The organism is Rhodococcus sp. NPDC055112 (genome assembly GCF_053607505.1).
Genome location: NZ_JBSGTR010000002.1, coordinates 123,858 through 140,931 on the forward strand (window position 1 = coordinate 123,858; position 17,074 = coordinate 140,931).

At 70.0% G+C, this 17,074-nt stretch carries 19 protein-coding genes; 8 read left to right on the top strand and 11 right to left on the bottom strand.

The window, feature by feature from the left end; genetic code table 11:
- Positions 1-3: 3 nt before the first annotated feature.
- Positions 4-1,038: an alpha/beta hydrolase gene (locus ACWFRB_RS02170; RefSeq protein ID WP_452638480.1), complete on the bottom strand. Its 1,035-nt coding sequence runs from the start codon at positions 1,036-1,038 to the stop codon at positions 4-6.
- A 259-nt stretch (positions 1,039-1,297) separates the two neighbouring features.
- Between ACWFRB_RS02170 and ACWFRB_RS02175 the strand changes: the two genes are divergently transcribed.
- Positions 1,298-1,771, top strand: a complete 474-nt coding sequence (locus ACWFRB_RS02175; RefSeq protein ID WP_452638482.1) for an NfeD family protein — start codon at positions 1,298-1,300, stop codon at positions 1,769-1,771.
- A 38-nt stretch (positions 1,772-1,809) separates the two neighbouring features.
- Entirely contained in the window at positions 1,810-2,529 is a 720-nt protein-coding gene (locus ACWFRB_RS02180; protein WP_452638631.1) for a slipin family protein, read from the top strand.
- Here the strand turns inward: ACWFRB_RS02180 and ACWFRB_RS02185 are convergent.
- Positions 2,526-3,377, bottom strand: a complete 852-nt coding sequence (locus tag ACWFRB_RS02185; RefSeq protein ID WP_452638484.1) for a thioesterase family protein — start codon at positions 3,375-3,377, stop codon at positions 2,526-2,528. The genes ACWFRB_RS02180 and ACWFRB_RS02185 overlap by 4 nt on opposite strands.
- A 161-nt stretch (positions 3,378-3,538) precedes the next feature.
- On the opposite strand from ACWFRB_RS02185, the gene ACWFRB_RS02190 reads away from it, so the two are divergent.
- Positions 3,539-4,816: a glycoside hydrolase family 1 protein gene (locus ACWFRB_RS02190; RefSeq protein ID WP_452638632.1), complete on the top strand. Its 1,278-nt coding sequence runs from the start codon at positions 3,539-3,541 to the stop codon at positions 4,814-4,816.
- Between the two features lie 9 nt (positions 4,817-4,825).
- Here ACWFRB_RS02190 and ACWFRB_RS02195 read toward each other — a convergent pair whose 3' ends face one another.
- Entirely contained in the window at positions 4,826-5,305 is a 480-nt protein-coding gene (locus ACWFRB_RS02195) for an SRPBCC family protein (protein WP_452638485.1), read from the bottom strand.
- Positions 5,306-5,401: 96 nt separating this feature from the next.
- Between ACWFRB_RS02195 and rhtB the strand changes: the two genes are divergently transcribed.
- Positions 5,402-6,037, top strand: coding sequence for a homoserine/homoserine lactone efflux protein (rhtB, locus tag ACWFRB_RS02200; protein WP_452638487.1), 636 nt, complete (start codon positions 5,402-5,404; stop codon positions 6,035-6,037).
- Positions 6,038-6,052: 15 nt separating this feature from the next.
- On the opposite strand, the gene ACWFRB_RS02205 is transcribed toward rhtB, so the two are convergent.
- From ACWFRB_RS02205 to nadA, 4 genes are all read right to left on the bottom strand, one after another.
- Entirely contained in the window at positions 6,053-6,466 is a 414-nt protein-coding gene (locus ACWFRB_RS02205) for a VOC family protein (protein ID WP_452638489.1), read from the bottom strand.
- Between the two features lie 123 nt (positions 6,467-6,589).
- A complete protein-coding gene (gene nadC / locus ACWFRB_RS02210; RefSeq protein WP_452638490.1) occupies positions 6,590-7,453 on the bottom strand; it encodes a carboxylating nicotinate-nucleotide diphosphorylase in 864 nt (287 codons plus the stop codon).
- Positions 7,454-7,491: 38 nt separating this feature from the next.
- Positions 7,492-9,057 (bottom strand): L-aspartate oxidase, encoded by a 1,566-nt coding sequence (locus ACWFRB_RS02215; protein WP_452638492.1) that lies wholly within the window; start codon positions 9,055-9,057, stop codon positions 7,492-7,494.
- Complete coding sequence (gene nadA, locus ACWFRB_RS02220) at positions 9,057-10,088, bottom strand: quinolinate synthase NadA (RefSeq protein ID WP_452638493.1); 1,032 nt, start codon at positions 10,086-10,088, stop codon at positions 9,057-9,059. Before nadA ends, ACWFRB_RS02215 begins: the two co-directional genes overlap by 1 nt.
- Before the next feature lie 108 nt (positions 10,089-10,196).
- Here nadA and ACWFRB_RS02225 point away from each other — a divergent pair, with 108 nt between their 5' ends.
- A complete protein-coding gene (locus ACWFRB_RS02225) occupies positions 10,197-10,886 on the top strand; it encodes an NUDIX hydrolase (protein WP_452638494.1) in 690 nt (229 codons plus the stop codon).
- On the opposite strand, the gene ACWFRB_RS02230 is transcribed toward ACWFRB_RS02225, so the two are convergent.
- From ACWFRB_RS02230 to bioB, 3 genes are read right to left on the bottom strand one after another with little or no spacing between them, the layout of a single operon-like run.
- Positions 10,883-11,461 (bottom strand): DUF2567 domain-containing protein, encoded by a 579-nt coding sequence (locus ACWFRB_RS02230; protein WP_452638495.1) that lies wholly within the window; start codon positions 11,459-11,461, stop codon positions 10,883-10,885. The two genes, ACWFRB_RS02225 and ACWFRB_RS02230, sit on opposite strands and share 4 nt — an antisense overlap.
- Positions 11,462-11,463: 2 nt before the next feature.
- Positions 11,464-11,718, bottom strand: coding sequence for a biotin synthase auxiliary protein BsaP (gene bsaP / locus ACWFRB_RS02235; RefSeq protein WP_077041885.1), 255 nt, complete (start codon positions 11,716-11,718; stop codon positions 11,464-11,466).
- Positions 11,719-11,728: 10 nt separating this feature from the next.
- Positions 11,729-12,742: a biotin synthase BioB gene (gene bioB / locus ACWFRB_RS02240; protein ID WP_097214332.1), complete on the bottom strand. Its 1,014-nt coding sequence runs from the start codon at positions 12,740-12,742 to the stop codon at positions 11,729-11,731.
- A 175-nt stretch (positions 12,743-12,917) separates the two neighbouring features.
- On the opposite strand from bioB, the gene ACWFRB_RS02245 reads away from it, so the two are divergent.
- Positions 12,918-13,505 carry a TetR/AcrR family transcriptional regulator C-terminal domain-containing protein gene (locus tag ACWFRB_RS02245; RefSeq protein ID WP_452638497.1) on the top strand — a complete coding sequence of 196 codons (588 nt, stop codon included), beginning with the start codon at positions 12,918-12,920 and terminating at the stop codon, positions 13,503-13,505.
- Between the two features lie 96 nt (positions 13,506-13,601).
- Positions 13,602-14,159, top strand: a complete 558-nt coding sequence (locus ACWFRB_RS02250; protein ID WP_452638498.1) for a hypothetical protein — start codon at positions 13,602-13,604, stop codon at positions 14,157-14,159.
- Positions 14,160-14,175: 16 nt separating this feature from the next.
- On the opposite strand, the gene ACWFRB_RS02255 is transcribed toward ACWFRB_RS02250, so the two are convergent.
- A complete protein-coding gene (locus tag ACWFRB_RS02255; protein ID WP_452638500.1) occupies positions 14,176-15,747 on the bottom strand; it encodes a class I adenylate-forming enzyme family protein in 1,572 nt (523 codons plus the stop codon).
- A gap of 192 nt (positions 15,748-15,939) precedes the next feature.
- Between ACWFRB_RS02255 and ACWFRB_RS02260 the strand changes: the two genes are divergently transcribed.
- The gene (locus tag ACWFRB_RS02260; protein ID WP_452638502.1) at positions 15,940-17,073 is read left to right on the top strand and encodes a lipase family protein; all 1,134 of its coding nucleotides are present in this window, start codon (positions 15,940-15,942) and stop codon (positions 17,071-17,073) included.
- The last annotated feature ends 1 nt before the right edge of the window (position 17,074 follow it).

Genomic DNA, 17,074 nt, shown 5'->3' on the forward strand with positions numbered 1-17,074 from the left:
CGCTCAGACGGCGGTGAGGGCGGGCGCCTCGGCGGCGGGTGTGCAGGTGCGGATGAACTCGCCGACCCTGGCGATCGCCCGCTCCGCCTCCGGGATCAGACCGGCCGCCGCGTGGAAGACGTGGACCTGGCGATCCCAGACCTCCAGCGTCACCGATACCCCCGCCGCGCCGAGGCGCTGCGCCATCAGCTCCGCGTCGGGGTAGAGGATCTCGGTCGAGCCGACGTGGATCAGCACCGGCGGCAACCCCGCCAGCACCCCGTTGACCGGGGAGGTTCGCGAGTTCGCGCCCGCCCTCGCGGCCGCCACGTCCGCCAATGCGAGCAGGACCGACCGCGGGATCAACGGGCAGCCGTCGGCTCCCGGGTGCGCCAGCTTGGTCGCGGGGTCGATGTCGGTGAGCGGCGAGAGCGCGACGAGCCCGGCCGGGGTGGGCAGGCCCAGTTCGGCGATCGCGATGGCCGTCGCGAAGGTCAGGTAGCCACCGGCGGAGTCGCCTGCGATGACGATCCGCTTGCCCTCGAATCCCTGCTCCAGCAGCCACCGGTACCCGGCGACGCCGTCCGCGATGGCAGCGTCGATCGGATGCTTGGGCAGCATCCGGTAGTCGACGGCGAGCACCGGCGCTCCTGCCGCACCGGAGATCCGGGAGACCAGATTCCGGTGGGTGTTCAGCCCGCACGTCAGGAAGCCGCCGCCGTGCAGGTACAGCACCACCGCGTCGCGCATCGCGTCGCGGGCCTGCAGCCATTCGGCGTCACAGTGCTCGAGGCGGATCCGGCGCCTGCCCACTCCCCGGCCTGGCGGAACGATCCTGGCAGCGAGGTCCAGTGCGCCTGCGGGCCACAGGGAACTCGGCCAACGGGCCCACACCTCGAGGGCGGGCTTGACGGTGAACCGGATCGACTCGGCCAGGATCCTGGACCGAAGGCTGGCACCGGCGATGAACCGCGGCTCGGCCGCGACCGCGATCCGTGGGGATCGCGTCGATCGTGCCCGGCGGACGGACCGCCCCGACGGCGATGTGTTCGCAGTCATGTGAGCTCCCGGCATTGCGCCTAACAACCACTGCCGAAAGTTCAAAGGCAGTTGAATCATGGTACGTGATCCAGAACACATTTACGAGGACGTAACAATCCCGACCGCAGGTCAGCAGGTCGACGCGGGGTCGCCGGGCGCGCCGACCTGACCGGTGGCCGCGGCGCGTGCACCGGATTACCGTGGAGTCGAGGGTTCGGCCGCGAAGTGGCTATGCGAGCGGCCGGGCCCCCTACGAGCGTTGATCGTGGGAGTGGAAATGACCGCGTTGGGCCTGCTGGCACTGGTGGTGGGCATCCTGCTGATCGTGGTCGAGGCCCACACCCCGACCGCGGGGATCCTCGGCGCCGCGGGCGCGCTCCTGTCCGCCGCGGGTGTGTGGATGCTGTTCGCCGCCGATGGCGCCGGGTCGGTGATCGCGGTCCCCGTGACGGTCGGTGTCGCGGTGGTCGGGCTCGGCGTGATGGCGCTGGCCGGCCGAAAGGCGCTGGTCGCCAGGCGCCTGCCGGTGCACAGCGGGCCCGAGTCCCTGATCGGCACGGATGCCGTCGTCCGGAACTGGACCGGATCGCACGGCCAGGTTGAGACGGCCGGCGGGCTCTGGCGCGCCAAGGTGGAGTTCGGGTACGAGCAGGACCCCGAGCCGTCGGAGGGCGAGTCCGTCGTGGTCGAGCGGATCCGTGGACTCACCCTGTCGGTGCGCCGACGCGAACCGTGGGAGTGGTCGCCGTGACCGCCGTCTTCGCCCTCCTCGTCATCGTCGTCCTGCTGATGTTGGTGCTCCCGGGCACCTCGGTGCGGATCCTGCGCGAGTACGAGCGCGGTGTGGTCTTCCGGCTGGGTCGGGTCCTCGACTCCAAAGGCCCCGGGCTGGTCCTGCTGGTCCCGGCGGTCGACCGGATGGTGCGCGTCAGCCTGCGCACGGTGACGCTCAAGATCCCCGTCCAGGAGGTGATCACCCGCGACAACGTGCCTGCGAAGGTCACCGCCGTCGCGTACTTCCGGGTGATCGACGCCGACCGGGCGATCGTCGAGGTGGAGGACTTCCTGCTCGCGACTCTGCAGATCGCCCAGACCACGCTGCGCTCGATCCTGGGCAAGGCCGAGCTCGACTCCCTGCTCGCCGAGCGGGAACGGCTGAACGAGGATCTGCAGAAGGTGATCGATCAGCAGACCGAGCCGTGGGGCGTCAAGGTCACCACTGTCGAGATCAAGGACGTCGAGATCCCGGCGAACATGCAGCGGGCGATCGCGCGGCAGGCCGAGGCGGAGCGCGAACGGCGAGCAAAGATCATCAACGCGGAGGGCGAGTTCCAGGCGGCGGAGAAGCTCGCGCTCGCGGCCGACATCATCAGCCGCAACCCGACGACCCTGCAGCTGCGCTACCTGCAGACGCTGCGGGAGATCGGCGGCGAGCACAACTCGACGATGATCTTCCCGCTGCCACTCGACCTGGTCCGGCCGTTCCTCGGCGAGGACAGAAGGAGCTAGGTCGTCGCGGGTATCTCGAACTCGCCCTGGCCCGCGAAGTCCACCTGCCGCCGCGCGTTGGCGAGCGCGCTGACCACGCAGGTACCGATCGGGCCGCCCCGGTCGAACATCGTCGCGGTGCCAACGGCCAGACCGTCGGAGCTGATGTGGTCGTCCGCCTCGATCCCGACGTCCGGCCCCTCGGGCAGCCTGGCCAGCACGAGGGTCAGGTCGACGTTGATGAAGCCGACACCCTCGCTGCCCCAGTTGGTCATCAGGCTGGTCGGCTCGCCCGCCATCGCGGCCCGCTCGAACTGCGACGGCTCCTCCCCTGCCACCACGGGAAGATGCCTGGCCCACATGCGTTTACGGCTGACGCCCTGATGCTCGAACATCGAGGTGGACCAGCCATCGGGGTGCGAATCGCTGCCGAAGTACGGCGGCGTGAGCGCATCGGTCGGCGGGGCGATCGAGGCCGGCGGCGGTGACGGGCGGCGATCGCGGGTCCAGACGTCGCCGGGCGGCTGCTCCGACGGGCGCAGGAAGACCGCGGACGCGCGCGCGACGGGCTCCCCGTCCTGGAGCAGCTCGGCGTCGGCGACCCGGATCCGCTTGCCCTCGCGCACCGCCGTGGTCGTGGTGGTCAGTGGGCTGGTCCGCGCCGGACGGAACAGGTCGACCGTCAGCCGGGTGGGCACGAATCCGTCACCGCCGTGGCCGTTTTCGAGCGCGCGGGCGAGAAGTCCGCACAGCGCCACACCGCTGACCATGTCCGGTGACCACCGGCTGACCGCGAAGGGCAACGCCACGTATCCGTCCGGGGTCGTGTCGAAGAAGGCGAGCGGAGAGTTCACGAGCGGAGAGTTCACGAGCGGCACCTCTCGGTCGGCGGGTACGGCTCCCCTCACGGGTGGCCGCGGGCCACGAACGATGTGGAATCGTTGATACATCGAACGTAATTCATCGGCGAATCGCCCCCGCGACCGGACCCCACTGCCCTACCGTGCGACGCGTGACGCGAATCGCCCGGATCCTCGCCCTCCTCCTCGCAGTGGTGGCGGCTCCGTTGGCCGCCGGATCACCCGCCGAGGCCGTCCCGACCGGACTGGGCGCGGATTTCGAATGGGGCGTTGCCACCTCCGGCTTCCAGTCCGAGGGCTCGCCGCCGGACAGCAACTGGTCGCGCTACGTGTCGTCGGGCAAGACCCACGACCCGTACGGTTCCGGGCCCGACTTCCGGCACCGCTACCGGGAGGACGTCGCCCGCGCGGCGGCCCTCGGCGTCGACGTCTTCCGATTCTCCGTCGAATGGGCCCGGGTGCAGCCAACCCCTGACGGCTGGGACGAGGCCGAGTTCGCCTACTACGACGACGTGATCGAGGAGATCCGCGGGCACGGCATGAAGCCGATGATCACCCTCGACCACTGGGTCTACCCGGGCTGGATCGCCGACCGCGGCGGCTGGGCCGACGCGAACACGCAGGCCCGCTGGCTGACCAACGCCGAGCGCGTTGTCGAGCGCTACGCCGGCGCAGGGGCCGACTGGATCACCTTCAACGAGCCGACGGTGTTCGTGCAGAAGGAGCTGACCTTCGGCGGCATCTCGCTGCCCGCGGCCCCGCAGATGCTGGACCGGATGGTCGGCGCACACCGCAGCATCTACGACACCATCCATCGCCTCGACCCCGACGCCCGCGTCTCGAGCAACGTCTCCTACATCCCCGCCGCGATGGGCGCGGTGGACTCGGTGTTCGCCGACCGGGTCCGCGACAAGCTGGACTTCCTCGGCCTCGACTACTACTACGGCGTCTCCCTGGACAACCTGACCGCGGCGGCCGCCGTGACCGACGCCTTCTACGACATCCGGCCGCAGCCGGACGGGATCTATCACGCCGCGATGTACTACGCGCGCAAGTACCCGGAGCTGCCGATCTACGTGGTGGAGAACGGGATGCCCACCGACAACGGCGCGCCGAGGCCCGACGGGTACACCCGTTCGGATCACCTGCGCGACCACGTCTACTGGCTCACCAGGGCGCGGGCCGAGGGCGCCGACGTGATCGGCTACAACTACTGGTCGATCACCGACAACTACGAGTGGGGCACCTACCGGCCGCGGTTCGGCCTGTACACCGTCGACACGTTGACCGACCCGACGCTGACCCGCAGGCCGACCGACGGCGTCGCCGCGTACCGGGACCTGATCGCCGCCGGCGGCGTGCCCGCGGACTATCGGCCGGTGATGGCGCCCGCGTTCTGTTCGCTGGTCAGCCCGCCGCAGAGCTGCCTGGGCCCGACCGGCTCCTAGCCGCCGCCGTCAGGCGTATCGCCGCTGCAGGCCCTCCAGCGTCGCCGAGATCCCCTTCGCGTTCTTCTGGGGAAACCCGATGAGCTCGAAGGACTTTGCCAGCTTCGAGTCGGTGTAATCGAAGACCTCGGTGACCTGTGTCTGCGGCACCGGCGCGTCGGCCGAGAAGACCTCGGCGAACTCCCAGCGCCACCGGTGCCCGAACGGGTGCCGCCACTCGATCAGCCTGCCGTCCTCGTACGCGGTGACGGTGCTGGTGATGCGGTAGGGGAAGCCGTACATCCGCATCGACATCGAGAACTTGTCGCCCCGCTCGAGTCGGGCCGGCCCCGAGACGGACGCCTGCACGGTCCCCGATCCGTCCAACTCGTGATGTCGTCTCGGATCGGCGACCAGGCCGAACAGTTCGCTCACGGGGGCATTGACCAGGACGCGGCAGGCCACCTTGCGGGGTCCCAGGTCTACGGGCTCGACTGCGAGTGCGGGCATGGCCACAAGATACGCGGGGCCGCCCCGACCTATGCTCCAACCGCGGGCACGCGCGTCGCGTGTCGCCCGCTCCTCGTAGGTGAAGGTGGGGTTCTCATGGCCTGGCAGATGTGGTTCGCGTTCTTCGGTGCCGCGTGGGTGATCAGCCTGTCCCCCGGCGCGGGCGCGATCGCGTCGATGTCCACCGGCCTCAGCCACGGCCTGCGGCGCGGCTACTGGAACATCCTCGGCCTGCAGATCGGTCTGTTGCTGCAGGTGGTCATCGTCGCGGCCGGGGTCGGCGCGCTCCTCGCCAGCTCGGCGCTGGCGTTCACCGTCATCAAGTGGTTCGGCGTCGCCTACCTGGTCTACCTCGGGATCCGGCAGTGGCGGGCCGCACCGACCGAGGTGTCCACGGATACCGATACCCGCCGTCACTCCGCGGCCGCCCTGGTGGCCCGCGGATTCCTGGTCAACGCCAGCAACCCGAAGGCGGTGGTCTTCATGCTGGCCGTCCTGCCGCAGTTCCTGGAGCCGGCCGCACCACTCGTGCCGCAGTACGCGATCATCGCCGCGACGATGATCGCCGTCGACGTCATGGTGATGACCGGCTACACCGGGCTGGCCGCGCGAGTGCTGCGGATGATGCGCTCGCCGAAACAGCAACGCGTCACCGGCCGGGTGTTCTCCGGCCTGTTCTTCGCGGCGGCGGCATTCCTGTCGCTGGTGCGCCGCGGCGCGGCGGCGGCCTAGCCGCGGCGGCGGGCGTCAGGCCTGCGGGGAACCGATGTTGACCATCCAGCCGATGCCGAACTTGTCGGTACACATGCCGAACTCATCGCCCCACATCTGCTTCTCCAGCGGGACCGACACGGTGCCTCCGTCGGACAGCTTCGCCCAGTAGCCACGCAGCTCGTCGCCGTCGTCGCCGCTCAGGCTCACCGCGATGTTCGCCCCGGGCTTGTGCTCCATCCCGGGCGGCGTGTCGGCACCCATCAGCGTGTATCCGCCGGGGGTCTCCAGCATGCCGTGCATGATCAGGTTGGCCTCGGGGGCGTCGGGAGCGCCGAACTCGCCGAAGGTGCTCAGGTTCAGGGTGCCGCCGAAGACCCCCTGGTAGAACTCCATGGCCTGCCTCGCGTTGTCGGCGAAGCTGATGTACGGGTTGAGACGAGAGCTCATCTGGTTCTCCTTCATCCGTCGCACGTTCGGTCTCTTGCAGACTAGCCCCCGATTCGGCTGCGCCGACTGTGCGCGCTCGTCACCCCAACCGGGTGAGACTCGCGCACGGACGGCGGAGCCGCATCACATGTCCAGGCCCAGATCCAGCACCGTCACCGAGTGCGTCAGCGCACCGACCGCGAGGTAGTCCACGCCGGTCCTGGCGTAGTCGGCCGCGACGTCGATGGTGAGCCCGCCGGAGGACTCGAGCTTGGTCTGCGGCGCCACCGAGTTGCGCCGCTGGACCGCGGTCTGCGTCTCCCAGAGCGCGAAGTTGTCCAGCAGCACCAGCTCGACATCCTCCGCGAGCACCTGGTCGAGCTGGGCCAGGCTGTCCACCTCGACCTCGCACTCGATGTCAGGGGCCGCCGACCGCACCGCCTTCAGCGCGGCGACCACCGAGCCGGCCGCCGCGACGTGGTTGTCCTTGATCAGCGCCGCGTCCCCGAGGCCCATCCGGTGGTTGACCCCGCCGCCCATCCGGACCGCGTACTTCTGCAACCCGCGCAACCCGGGGAGGGTCTTGCGGCTGTCGCGGATCCGGCACTCGGTGCCGCGCACCTCCTCCACCCAGGCCGCGGTCGCGGTCGCGATCCCGGACAGGTGGCACATGAGGTTGAGCATGGTGCGCTCCGCGGTGAGCAGGTCCCTCGTCGGGGCCAGCACGCTCAGCACCGACTCCCCCGGCCGCACGACGGCGCCGTCCTCGACGCGTCCGAGCACCTCGTAGTTGCCCGCGCCGACCACCTCGTCGAGCACCAGCAGGCCGACGTCGATCCCGGCGACCGTGCCAGCCGCCCTCGAGACCACGGAGGCCTTGGCCACCGCGCCCTCCGGAACCGTCGCGACCGAGGTGATGTCGGGGCCGTACCGCAGGTCCTCGCCCAGTGCCACCCGCACCAGGGTGAGGATCTCGTCGCGGTCAAGGCCGTCCGCCAGCGTGGTCATCGTGCTCCTGTCGAAGTCGTCACAAGGGTCGTCTGTCTCTAGTTCGGGGCCGTCACGAGTTCGGGCAGCTCGAGGTCGCCGTCGGACCCCAGCCGCACCTCGATGCCGTGGCGCAGCGACTCCGACGCCTCGGGGAAGTCGCTGCGGGTGTGGCAACCCCTGCTCTCGGTCCGCGCGCGGGCCGCCAGCACAAGGGCGGCGGCCGTCACGGTGAGCGCGGCGTCCTCGAGGCCCGTCGCATCGGCCGGGACGAGCTCCGCCGAGTCGGCGAGTTCGCTTGCCGCCGTCGACAATCCGTCCCCGTCCCGGACCACGGAGGCGTGCGCGGTCATCAGCGACTGCACCCGATCCCTGGCGACGTGCGGCCGCGACGTCAGGTCCGCGGAGCCGACCTCCACCGCCATCCCGGACCGCTCGACGGCCGCGATGCCTGCCCGTTCCCCGACCACGAGGCCCTCGAGCAGGCTGTTGGAGGCCAGCCGATTGGCGCCGTGCAGGCCGGTGCGTGCCACCTCGCCCGCGGCGTAGAGCCCTGGCACCTCGGTGCGTCCGTGCACGTCGGTCACGACGCCACCGCACGCGTAGTGCGCCGCCGGGGCCACCGGGATGAGCTGGTGCACGGGGTCGATCCCCGCGGCCAGGCAGGACGCGGTCACCGTCGGGAACCGCTCCGCGAACCCGGCGAGCCTGCGCGCGTCGAGGTACACGTGGTCGGTGCCGAGGCGGCGGATCCGATCAGCGATGGCGCGCGAGACCACATCGCGCGGCGCCAGGTCACCCATCGGGTGTACCCCGGCCGTCACCGAGTCGCCGTTGCCGTCCACCAGGATCGCGCCCTCGCCGCGCACGGCCTCGCTGATCAGTGGCCGTCGGCCGACGCCGCCAGGGGTGAACAGCACGGTCGGGTGGAACTGCACGAATTCGACGTCCGCGACGGCCGCGCCTGCGTCCAGCGCCAGCGCGATGCCGTCGGCGGTCGCGCCGGGCGGGTTGGTGCTGCACGAGTACAGCTGCCCGAGTCCGCCGGTGGCCAGCAGCACGGACGGCGTGTGGATGATGCCGAGTCCCTTGTCGGAGAGCACCAGCAGGCCCACCACACCGCGGTCGTCGGTGACGACCCGCGCGGCCGCCGCCCCGAACAGCACGGGCAGGCCCGCGGCGTTGAGCGCCCGCTGCACCTCGGCGCCGGTGGCGTCGCCGCCCGCGTGGATGATCCGGCGGGTGCTGTGCCCGCCCTCGCGGGTGCGGGAGACGTCGCCGTCGCGACCCCGGTCGAACACCGCCCCGAGGTCGGTGAGCGCGGCGACGGCATCGGCGCCGCCGGCCACGATCGACCGCACGGCGTCCTCGTCGCACAGCCCGGCGCCCGCTGCACAGGTGTCCGCCACGTGGGAGTCGACCGAGTCCGTGCGCAGGTCGCCGACGACCGCGATGCCGCCCTGCGCGTACTGCGTGGCGGTGTCGGTCGGTCCGCCCTTGCTCACGGTGAGCACCTTCAGTCCGCGCAGCGAGGCGGCGCGGGCCGCGGTCAGGCCCGCGACCCCGCCGCCGACGACCACGAGGTCGGCGTTCGCCTCCCAGCTCGTCCGGCCGGCGGGCGTCATTACTCGCCGCCGCCAGGGTTGCCGATCTCGATCATCCGCTGCACGGACTTGCGCGCCCGCTCGGCGGTGGCCAGGTCGACGTGCACCTCGTCCTTGCCCTCGATCAGGCAGCGCAGCAGCGCGGCCGGGGTGATCATCTTCATGTACGGGCAGGAGGCGCGGTCGTTGACGGCCTGGAAGTCGATCTCGGGCGCGGCCTTGCGCAGCTGGTGCAGCATGCCGACCTCGGTCGCGACCAGCACCTGCTTCGCCTGGCTGGCGCGGGCCGCGTCCAGCATGCCGCCGGTGGACAGGATCTTGACCTTGTCCTCGGGCACGAAGCCCTCGCCCGCGAGGTACAGCGCGGAGGTGGCGCAGCCGCACTCCGGGTGCACGTACAGCTCGGCGTCGGGGTGCGACTTGGCCTGTGCGGTCAGCTCGTCACCGTTGATGCCCGCGTGCACGTGGCACTCGCCCGCCCAGATCTGCATGTTCGTCCGGCCGGTGACCCGCTTGACGTGCGCGCCGAGGAACTGGTCCGGCAGGAACAGCACCTCGCGGTCGGGGTCGATCGAGTTCACCACGTCGACCGCGTTGGACGAGGTGCAGCAGATGTCGGTCAGGCCCTTCACCTCGGCCGTGGTGTTCACGTACGACACCACCACAGCGTCGGGGTAGTCGGCCTTCCACGCCCGCAGGTCGTCCGCGGTGATCGAGTCGGCCAGCGAGCAGCCGGCGCGCTCGTCGGGGATGAGCACGGTCTTGCTCGGGCTGAGGATCTTCGCGGTCTCGGCCATGAAGTGCACGCCGCAGAACACGATGGTGTCCTCCGGCGCCTCGGCGGCGATCCGGGACAGCGCCAGCGAGTCGCCGACGTGGTCGGCCACGTCCTGGATGGCGGGCAGCTGGTAGTTGTGCGCGAGCAGCGTCGCGCCGCGCTCCTTGGCGAGGCGCCGGACCTCGGCCGCCCACTCCGGAGTGGCCTCCACACCTGTGTAACCGCCGGGTGCGTCCGTGATCGAACCTGCACCTGCCCACAACGTCGAGGTCATGGCCTTGCTCCTTCACCGTGGATCCGGTCGGTCTGCGCCGGATCTGCCATCCGATTCCCCACACGTGCGGGTTTCGATTTTCGGGGTTTTCGACTTAGGATCGAAAACATGCCCCATCCTAGCACCGTCCACGAAGTGCTCACCGCGGTCTTCCAGGTTCGCGACTTCGACGGCCGCCCCGAACTGGCGGTTCTGCTGTGGCAGCGGGCCCTGGACCCGCAGAAGGGCACCTGGTCACTGCCCGGCGGGCAGCTCGGCGACGACGAGGACCTGATCACCTCCGCCCGGCGTCAGCTCGCCGAGAAGGTCGACGTGCGCGAGGTGGCGCACCTCGAGCAGCTCTCGGTCTTCAGCGATCCCGCCCGGGTCCCCGGCGACCGGCGGATCGCATCGACCTTCCTCGGGCTCATCCCCCTGCCCTCCGATCCGCACCTGCCCCCGGACACCGCCTGGCACCCGGTCTCCGCCCTGCCCGAGATGTCGTTCGACCACGGCGTCGTCGTCGAGCACGCCAGGGCGCGGTTGGCGGCGAAGCTGTCGTACACCAACATCGCCTTCGCCCTTGCCCCTGCCGAGTTCGCGATGTCGACCCTGCGCGAGATCTATTGCGCCGCACTCGGCTATCAGGTGGATGCCACCAACCTGCAGCGGGTGCTCGGCCGACGGGGGGTGCTCACGCCCACGGGTGACACCGCTCCGTCGGGCAAGGCGGGCGGTCGTCCACCCGCGCTCTACCGGTTCGCCGAGTCGCGGCTGCGCGTCACGGACGAGTTCGCGGCCCTGCGACCGCCGAGCTAGGCCTCCAGCCGACTGTGCACCTGCTGGGGCATCGACCCCGGAAGGTCGCCTGCAGGTGCACTCTCGTCGGAAGGCGCGGCGACACCGAGGTCGTCGCGCGGGCTCATCGAGGCGAGCACCAGATACACGAAGGCCGCCACCAGCGGCTGCAGGATGAGCACCATCGCGGTGCCGAGCCCGGGCGACACCGGGACGATCTGCCCGGCGACGGCGTCGGGCAGATCGGGGAACCGGAGCCCCGCGATCCCGAGGCCGACCACCGCGGTGGTGGCGGCACCGACCGCCGATCCGATCAGCAGGCCGACGAGCACGACGGGACCGCGCACCGAACGCCACAGCCAGGCCGCCGACGCGCTCAGCACGCCCACGGTCAGACCGGCGCACAGGAACAACGCGACCGCGTCGAACTGGTGCCCGCTCTCGGAGGTCAGCGACGCCGCGCGACCGCCTGCGACCACCAGGAAATGCTGTGCGGGCACGAGCAGCCCCCACCCAATCCCCGCGAGCGCACTGGCCGCGACCACCGCCACCACGATGCGCGCGGCGGCACGGATCTCCGACCTGTCGACGGCCACGGTCAGCGCTGGCCCAGGTAGCTGGAGTCGAGGACGCCGTGCCGGGAGCACTTGGCCCACCAACCGTCGGGACTGATCTGCACGATCATCCGCCTGCCACAGTCCTCGCAGAAGCGCGGCGGCTCCAGGCCGAGCTGAGCCGCGGCCGGGATGGTGTCGTCGAAGCCCGGCACCACCCGTCGGCCGGTGAACGGGTTATAGCGCTCGACGATCTCGTCGACGGGCGCGGCATTGCTCAGCTCTTGAGGGAACGTCACGAATCCAACCCTAGATGGTGTCGTTGAGAACCTTGATCGGCATCTGCAACTCGCCGAGCAGGTCGAGGTCCTGTTCCGCCGGGCGACCCAGCGTGGTCAGGTAGTTGCCGACGATGACGGCGTTGATTCCGCCCAGGATGCCCTGCTTGGCGCCCAGGTCACCGAGGGTGATCTCCCGGCCGCCCGCGAACCGCAGGATGGTGCGCGGCAACGCCAGCCGGAAGGCGGCGACGGCACGCAGCGCGTCGCTGGCAGGCAGCACCTCGAGGTCACCGAAGGGGGTGCCGGGGCGCGGGTTCAGGAAGTTCAGCGGCACCTCGTCGGGGTCGAGCTCGGCCAGGTTGGCGGCGAACTCCGCGCGCTGTTCGAGGGTCTCGCCCATGCCGAGGATGCCACCGCAGCAGACCTCCATGCCCGCCTCGCGGACCATCTTCAGGGTGCCCCAGCGCTCCTCCCAGGTGTGGGTGGTGACCACGTTCGGGAAGTGCGACTTGGAGGTCTCGAGGTTGTGGTTGTAGCGGTGCACACCCATCGCGGCGAGCTGGTCGACCTGCTCCTGGGTGAGCATGCCGAGCGAGCAGGCGATCTGGATGTCGACCTCGTTGCGAATGGCCTCGATGCCTGCCGCTACCTGCGCGAGCAGCTTCTCGTCGGGCCCGCGGACGGCGGCGACGATGCAGAACTCGGTGGCACCGGACTTCGCGGTCTGCTTGGCGGCCTCGACCAAACTCGGGATGTCGAGCCACGCGGCGCGGACCGGGGAGGCGAACAACCCGGACTGCGAGCAGAAGTGGCAGTCCTCGGGGCAGCCGCCGGTCTTGAGGCTGATGATGCCCTCGACCTCGACCTCGGGGCCGCACCACTTCATCCGCACGTCGTGGGCGAGGCCGAGCAGGTCCTCGAGGCTCTCGTCCGGCAGCTGCAAGACTGCGAGCGTCTGCTCCTGGGTCAGTCCCTCACCGCGCTCGAGGACCTGTTCCCTGGCGACGGCGAGAATGTCTGTGCGGGCGGGGGCCTGGGTCACTGCAACTCCTCGGGGGCTGGACACGGTGCCGCAGACTGAATGTTGCGGCCGTTCCGCAACTCGAACGCTGCGGCGGTGCCGCAACTTGAACACCGTGCAAGTTGAACGGCGTTCAGGTTAGGGTCGTGGTGGAATGGTGTCAAACGCCACACGACCACCCGGGGGATGACGAACAGTGCAGCTGCGACGCGGTGACGTCCTCGACGGGGCGATCGCCATCCTCGACGAGTACGGCCTCGGAGACCTCACCATGCGCAGGCTGGCCACCTCGCTCGGCGTACAGCCGGGGGCGCTGTACTGGCACTTCCCCAACAAGCAGACCCTGCTCGCGGCGATCACCGACGAGATGCTCGCGCGCGTCTCGGCGCCGATCGAGGCCAAGGACTGGGATACCCGGCTGCGAACGGTGGCGCACCGGATGCGTGACGCGCTGCTCGCGCACCGCGACGGCGCCGAGCTGGCCGCCGCGTCGTACTCGGCGCGGCTGGCCACCAACGACGCCAGGGACACCCTCGCCCGCGCCTGCGTCGAGGCAGGCCTGCCCGACGACGAATCCGAGCTCGCGGCCGACACGCTGCTGTACTACATCCTCGGCCAGACGATGGACGAGCAGTCCCGCATGCAGATGGACTCGCACGGCGCCCTGGTCGAGGACGCGTCCCCGCTGTACGACAGCACCAGCGGCACAGCGCGTTTCGACTACGGGCTGAGCCTGTTCGTGGACGGCGTGCGCAGCCGGCTGCACTCCGCGGCCCGGAACTAGGCTGCGTCTCGCAGGTCGAGTGCGCGCTCGAACACCCTTCACTACCAACGGAATAACCGGTTTGCACGGGGTTTTCGCAGCTGCCATCATCCTCGGATGAAGATTTCGAGAGTTGCGGTGCTCGGTGCCGCTGCGGCGTCGTCCGTCGGAATCGCCGGCTGCGGTTCCGGCGAGGAATCAGCGTCCGCCGCCTCCGTGGCCGCGTCGACCAGCGTCGCGGTCTCGTCGCCCGCATCGATCGACTACGCGAGGCTGCTCATCGAGCCGACCGACATCGACGCCGACTGGAAATTGGTCACCACCAAGCCGGAGCAGGACGGCATCACCGGCAGTTTCGGCATCGATGAGGACACTGAGGTGATCAGTACGTCTGTCATCGTGCGCGAGAATTCGGCGACCGCCGCTGCAGCAGTCGCTGCAGCAAAGGAGTCCGTCTCCCAGGAAGCCGGGGGCGCGACCTTTTCTCCGATCGACGTCGGCGTTGGCGGCGGCATACTGGATGCCCCTGGTGGGACGACCGTCATAGTCTTCGGTGAGGGCAGAGCCTTTGCGTTCCTCGAATTCAACAGCAAAACCGGTGAACGTGTCCCGGCCGACGTGGCAATCGAAATCGCGAAGCTACAGGACGCCGCCATCAAGGCAGGCGTGAAATAGGAGCAGCAACCCCCGGTCAGATCCGCGGCGTCAGCGCGACCTTGCGGATCTTGCCGGCGGGCGTCATCGGCAGGCCGTCGACCACCTCGACCCGGTCGGGCACCTTGTACTTGGCCAGTGCGCGCCTGCACCGCTCGAGCAGCGACTCGGCGTCCACCTCAGCGCCGGGCGCGGGCACCACGAAGGCGTAACCGCTCTCGCCGAAGGTCTCGTCGGGCACCCCGATCACCGCGCACATCGCCACCGCTGGGTCCGCGGCCAGCACGTTCTCGACCTCGGCCGGGTAGACGTTGTATCCGCCCCGCACGTACATCTCCTTCTGTCGGCCGAGCAGGGTGACGTGCCCGTCCTCCGATATCGACGCGATATCGCCGGTCGCCAACCAGCCATCGGCAAGGAACGTCGCGGCCGACTCGTCCGGCAACTGCCAGTAGCCCGCCGCCACGCACCCGCCCCGGACCTGCAGCCCACCGGCCTCGCCCGGGGCGAGCGGGGTGTTCAGGCCATCGACGACGCGACCCTCGAAGTCGCCGGTCATGGTCCCGATGCTGCGGCCGACCATTTCCAGCGAGTCACCCGGCGGCGAGATCACGCAGGCACCGGATGTCTCGGACATGCCGTACAGGTTCGCGATCCGGACACCGTCGAATCGCGTCGCCACCTGCTCGGCCAGGACCGGCTCGAGGTTCGACCCGCCGACCACACACAACCGCACGCTCGACATGTCCACGCCAGCAACGGAGTCCGCACCGAGCACCATCTTGTACATGGTCGGGACGCCGACGAACATCGTCACCCCGATACCGGCCATCACGTCGACAACCAGGTCCGGGTGGAACCTCGGCAACAGCGCGATGGCGCCGCCTGCAACAAGGGTCGAGCCCAACGTGCAGGTCAGCCCGCCGACGTGATTGAACGGCATGACGCCGAGAATCACGTCCGCGGCCGTCTGCTCGAACCGCTCCACCTGCGCGGCGGCCGAAGCGAGCAGGCTGGCGTGAGTGATGGTGGCACCCTTGGGCGTTCCGGTCGTTCCCGAGGTGTAGAGGATCACCGCCGGGTCCGCGGGGCGGACGGCTTCGGCGGCGCGAGCGAGCAGCGCCGGATCGGGCTCGGTGGCCGCGAGGTCCGCCCACCGTCGTCCGCCCGGGATCTCGTCACCACCGAGGAACACCAGGTGCTCGACCGTCGGGATGTCGGGGCGGAGCTGATCGAGAAAGGGTCCGAACTCGAATCCGTTCGACTCCGCGTCGCAGATCAGGGCACGAGCCCCCGACTGCGTGAGCATGTGGGTGAACTCGCGCTCGCGGTAGACGACGTTGAGGGTGACCAGCACGGCCCCGATTTTCGCCGCGGCGAGGTGCGCAACGATCCAGTCGGGCGAGTTCGTCGCCGCGATGGCGATTCGGTCGCCGTGGCCGATCCCGAGACGCAGCCAACCGGTGGCCACGCTGTCCGACCGCACGTCGATCTCGGCATAGCTGATCGCCTCACCACCGAAATGGACGAAAGTCGCCCCTGGTGCTGCCGCGACCCGGGCCGCGAGCAGGGCGGAAATCGTCGGAAAGTCGCCAATTCCGTTGTCCATCAAGAACTCCGATCAGTCGCCAGGAGGATGCCGGTACCGCCGCCGTCACGCCCACCCGGAGTCGGGTGGCGTGACGGCGATCACATCCGGCAAGCTTGCGTCACTGTAAGCGGACCTAACGAACTAAGCAAGCACGCCTGCTTGTTTCCCGCCTCTCCCCCACCCGGCTTCCATTGCGCCCACAATGGGTGAATGGTCGGCCGGTTCGGCTCACGCGCGGTTGCGGCAGTTGCCGCGGTGTTCATCGCTGCAGCGGGAGCCGTGACGGTCCCCGCACACGCAGAACCCGCAGGCCCACCCGGCACCGTCGTCACGTCTGGGCCACTCGTGCGTGAGTACTGGATTCCCGATGCAGCGGAAGCCCACCTGGTGACCTACCGGTCCACCGGTCCTGGCGGCGAGCCTGCACTGAGCACCGGCGCGGTCTTCATCCCGCCGGGCCAGGCCCCGCCCGGCGGCTGGCCGGTGGTGTCCTGGGGGCACGGCGCGATCGGGCTCGCCGACGAGTGCGCGCCAACGGCCACCGGGGTGCTCGGCGGCGGCTACCTGACGCGCTGGCTAACGCAGGGGTACGCCGTGGTCGCCACCGACTACGTGGGGCTCGGCACCCCCGGGATCCATCCGTATCTCGACGGCCGATCGCAGGCGCACAGCATCGTGGACATGGTCCGCGCCGCCCGTGCGATCGTCCCGTCCCTCTCCCGGAAGTGGGTGGCGCTCGGCCAGTCCCAGGGCGGCCAGGCCGCGATGGTCGCCGCCTCGCTCGCCACCTCGTACGCCCCGGAACTCGACTACCGGGGCGCCGTCGGCCTCGGGGTGCCGTCGAACATCGAGAACCTCGCCCCCCTCGGCGGCCCGGGCTTTCCCGAGCTCCCGCTGACCGGCACCACCGTGTTCATCTCGTACTTGCTGGCCGGGCTGCGGGCGACCCGCCCCGATGTCGACGTCGACGGCTACCTCAGCCCGCTCGGCCGCGAGGTACTCGACCGCGCCGAATCGCTCTGCTACCCCGAGGCAGCGGAGGCGTTCGCGGGGATCTCGATCGGCGAGCTGCTCTCCCGGCAACTGGACGACCCGGTCATCCTGGCCGCGCTGCGCGAGATGCTGGAGATCCCCACCCGCGGATACGACCGCCCGTTCTTCATCGGGCAGGGCATGCTGGACGAGGTCGTCCCCGCGCCGCTGACCCTCAAACTGGTCGCGGACCTGACCGGCAACGGGGAGCAGTTCACCTTCCGGCCCTACCCGGCAGGACATCTCGGGACGATGCGGTTGTCGCTACCCGACGCGACGGACTTCGTCCGCGACGCCTTCCTGGCTCCATGAG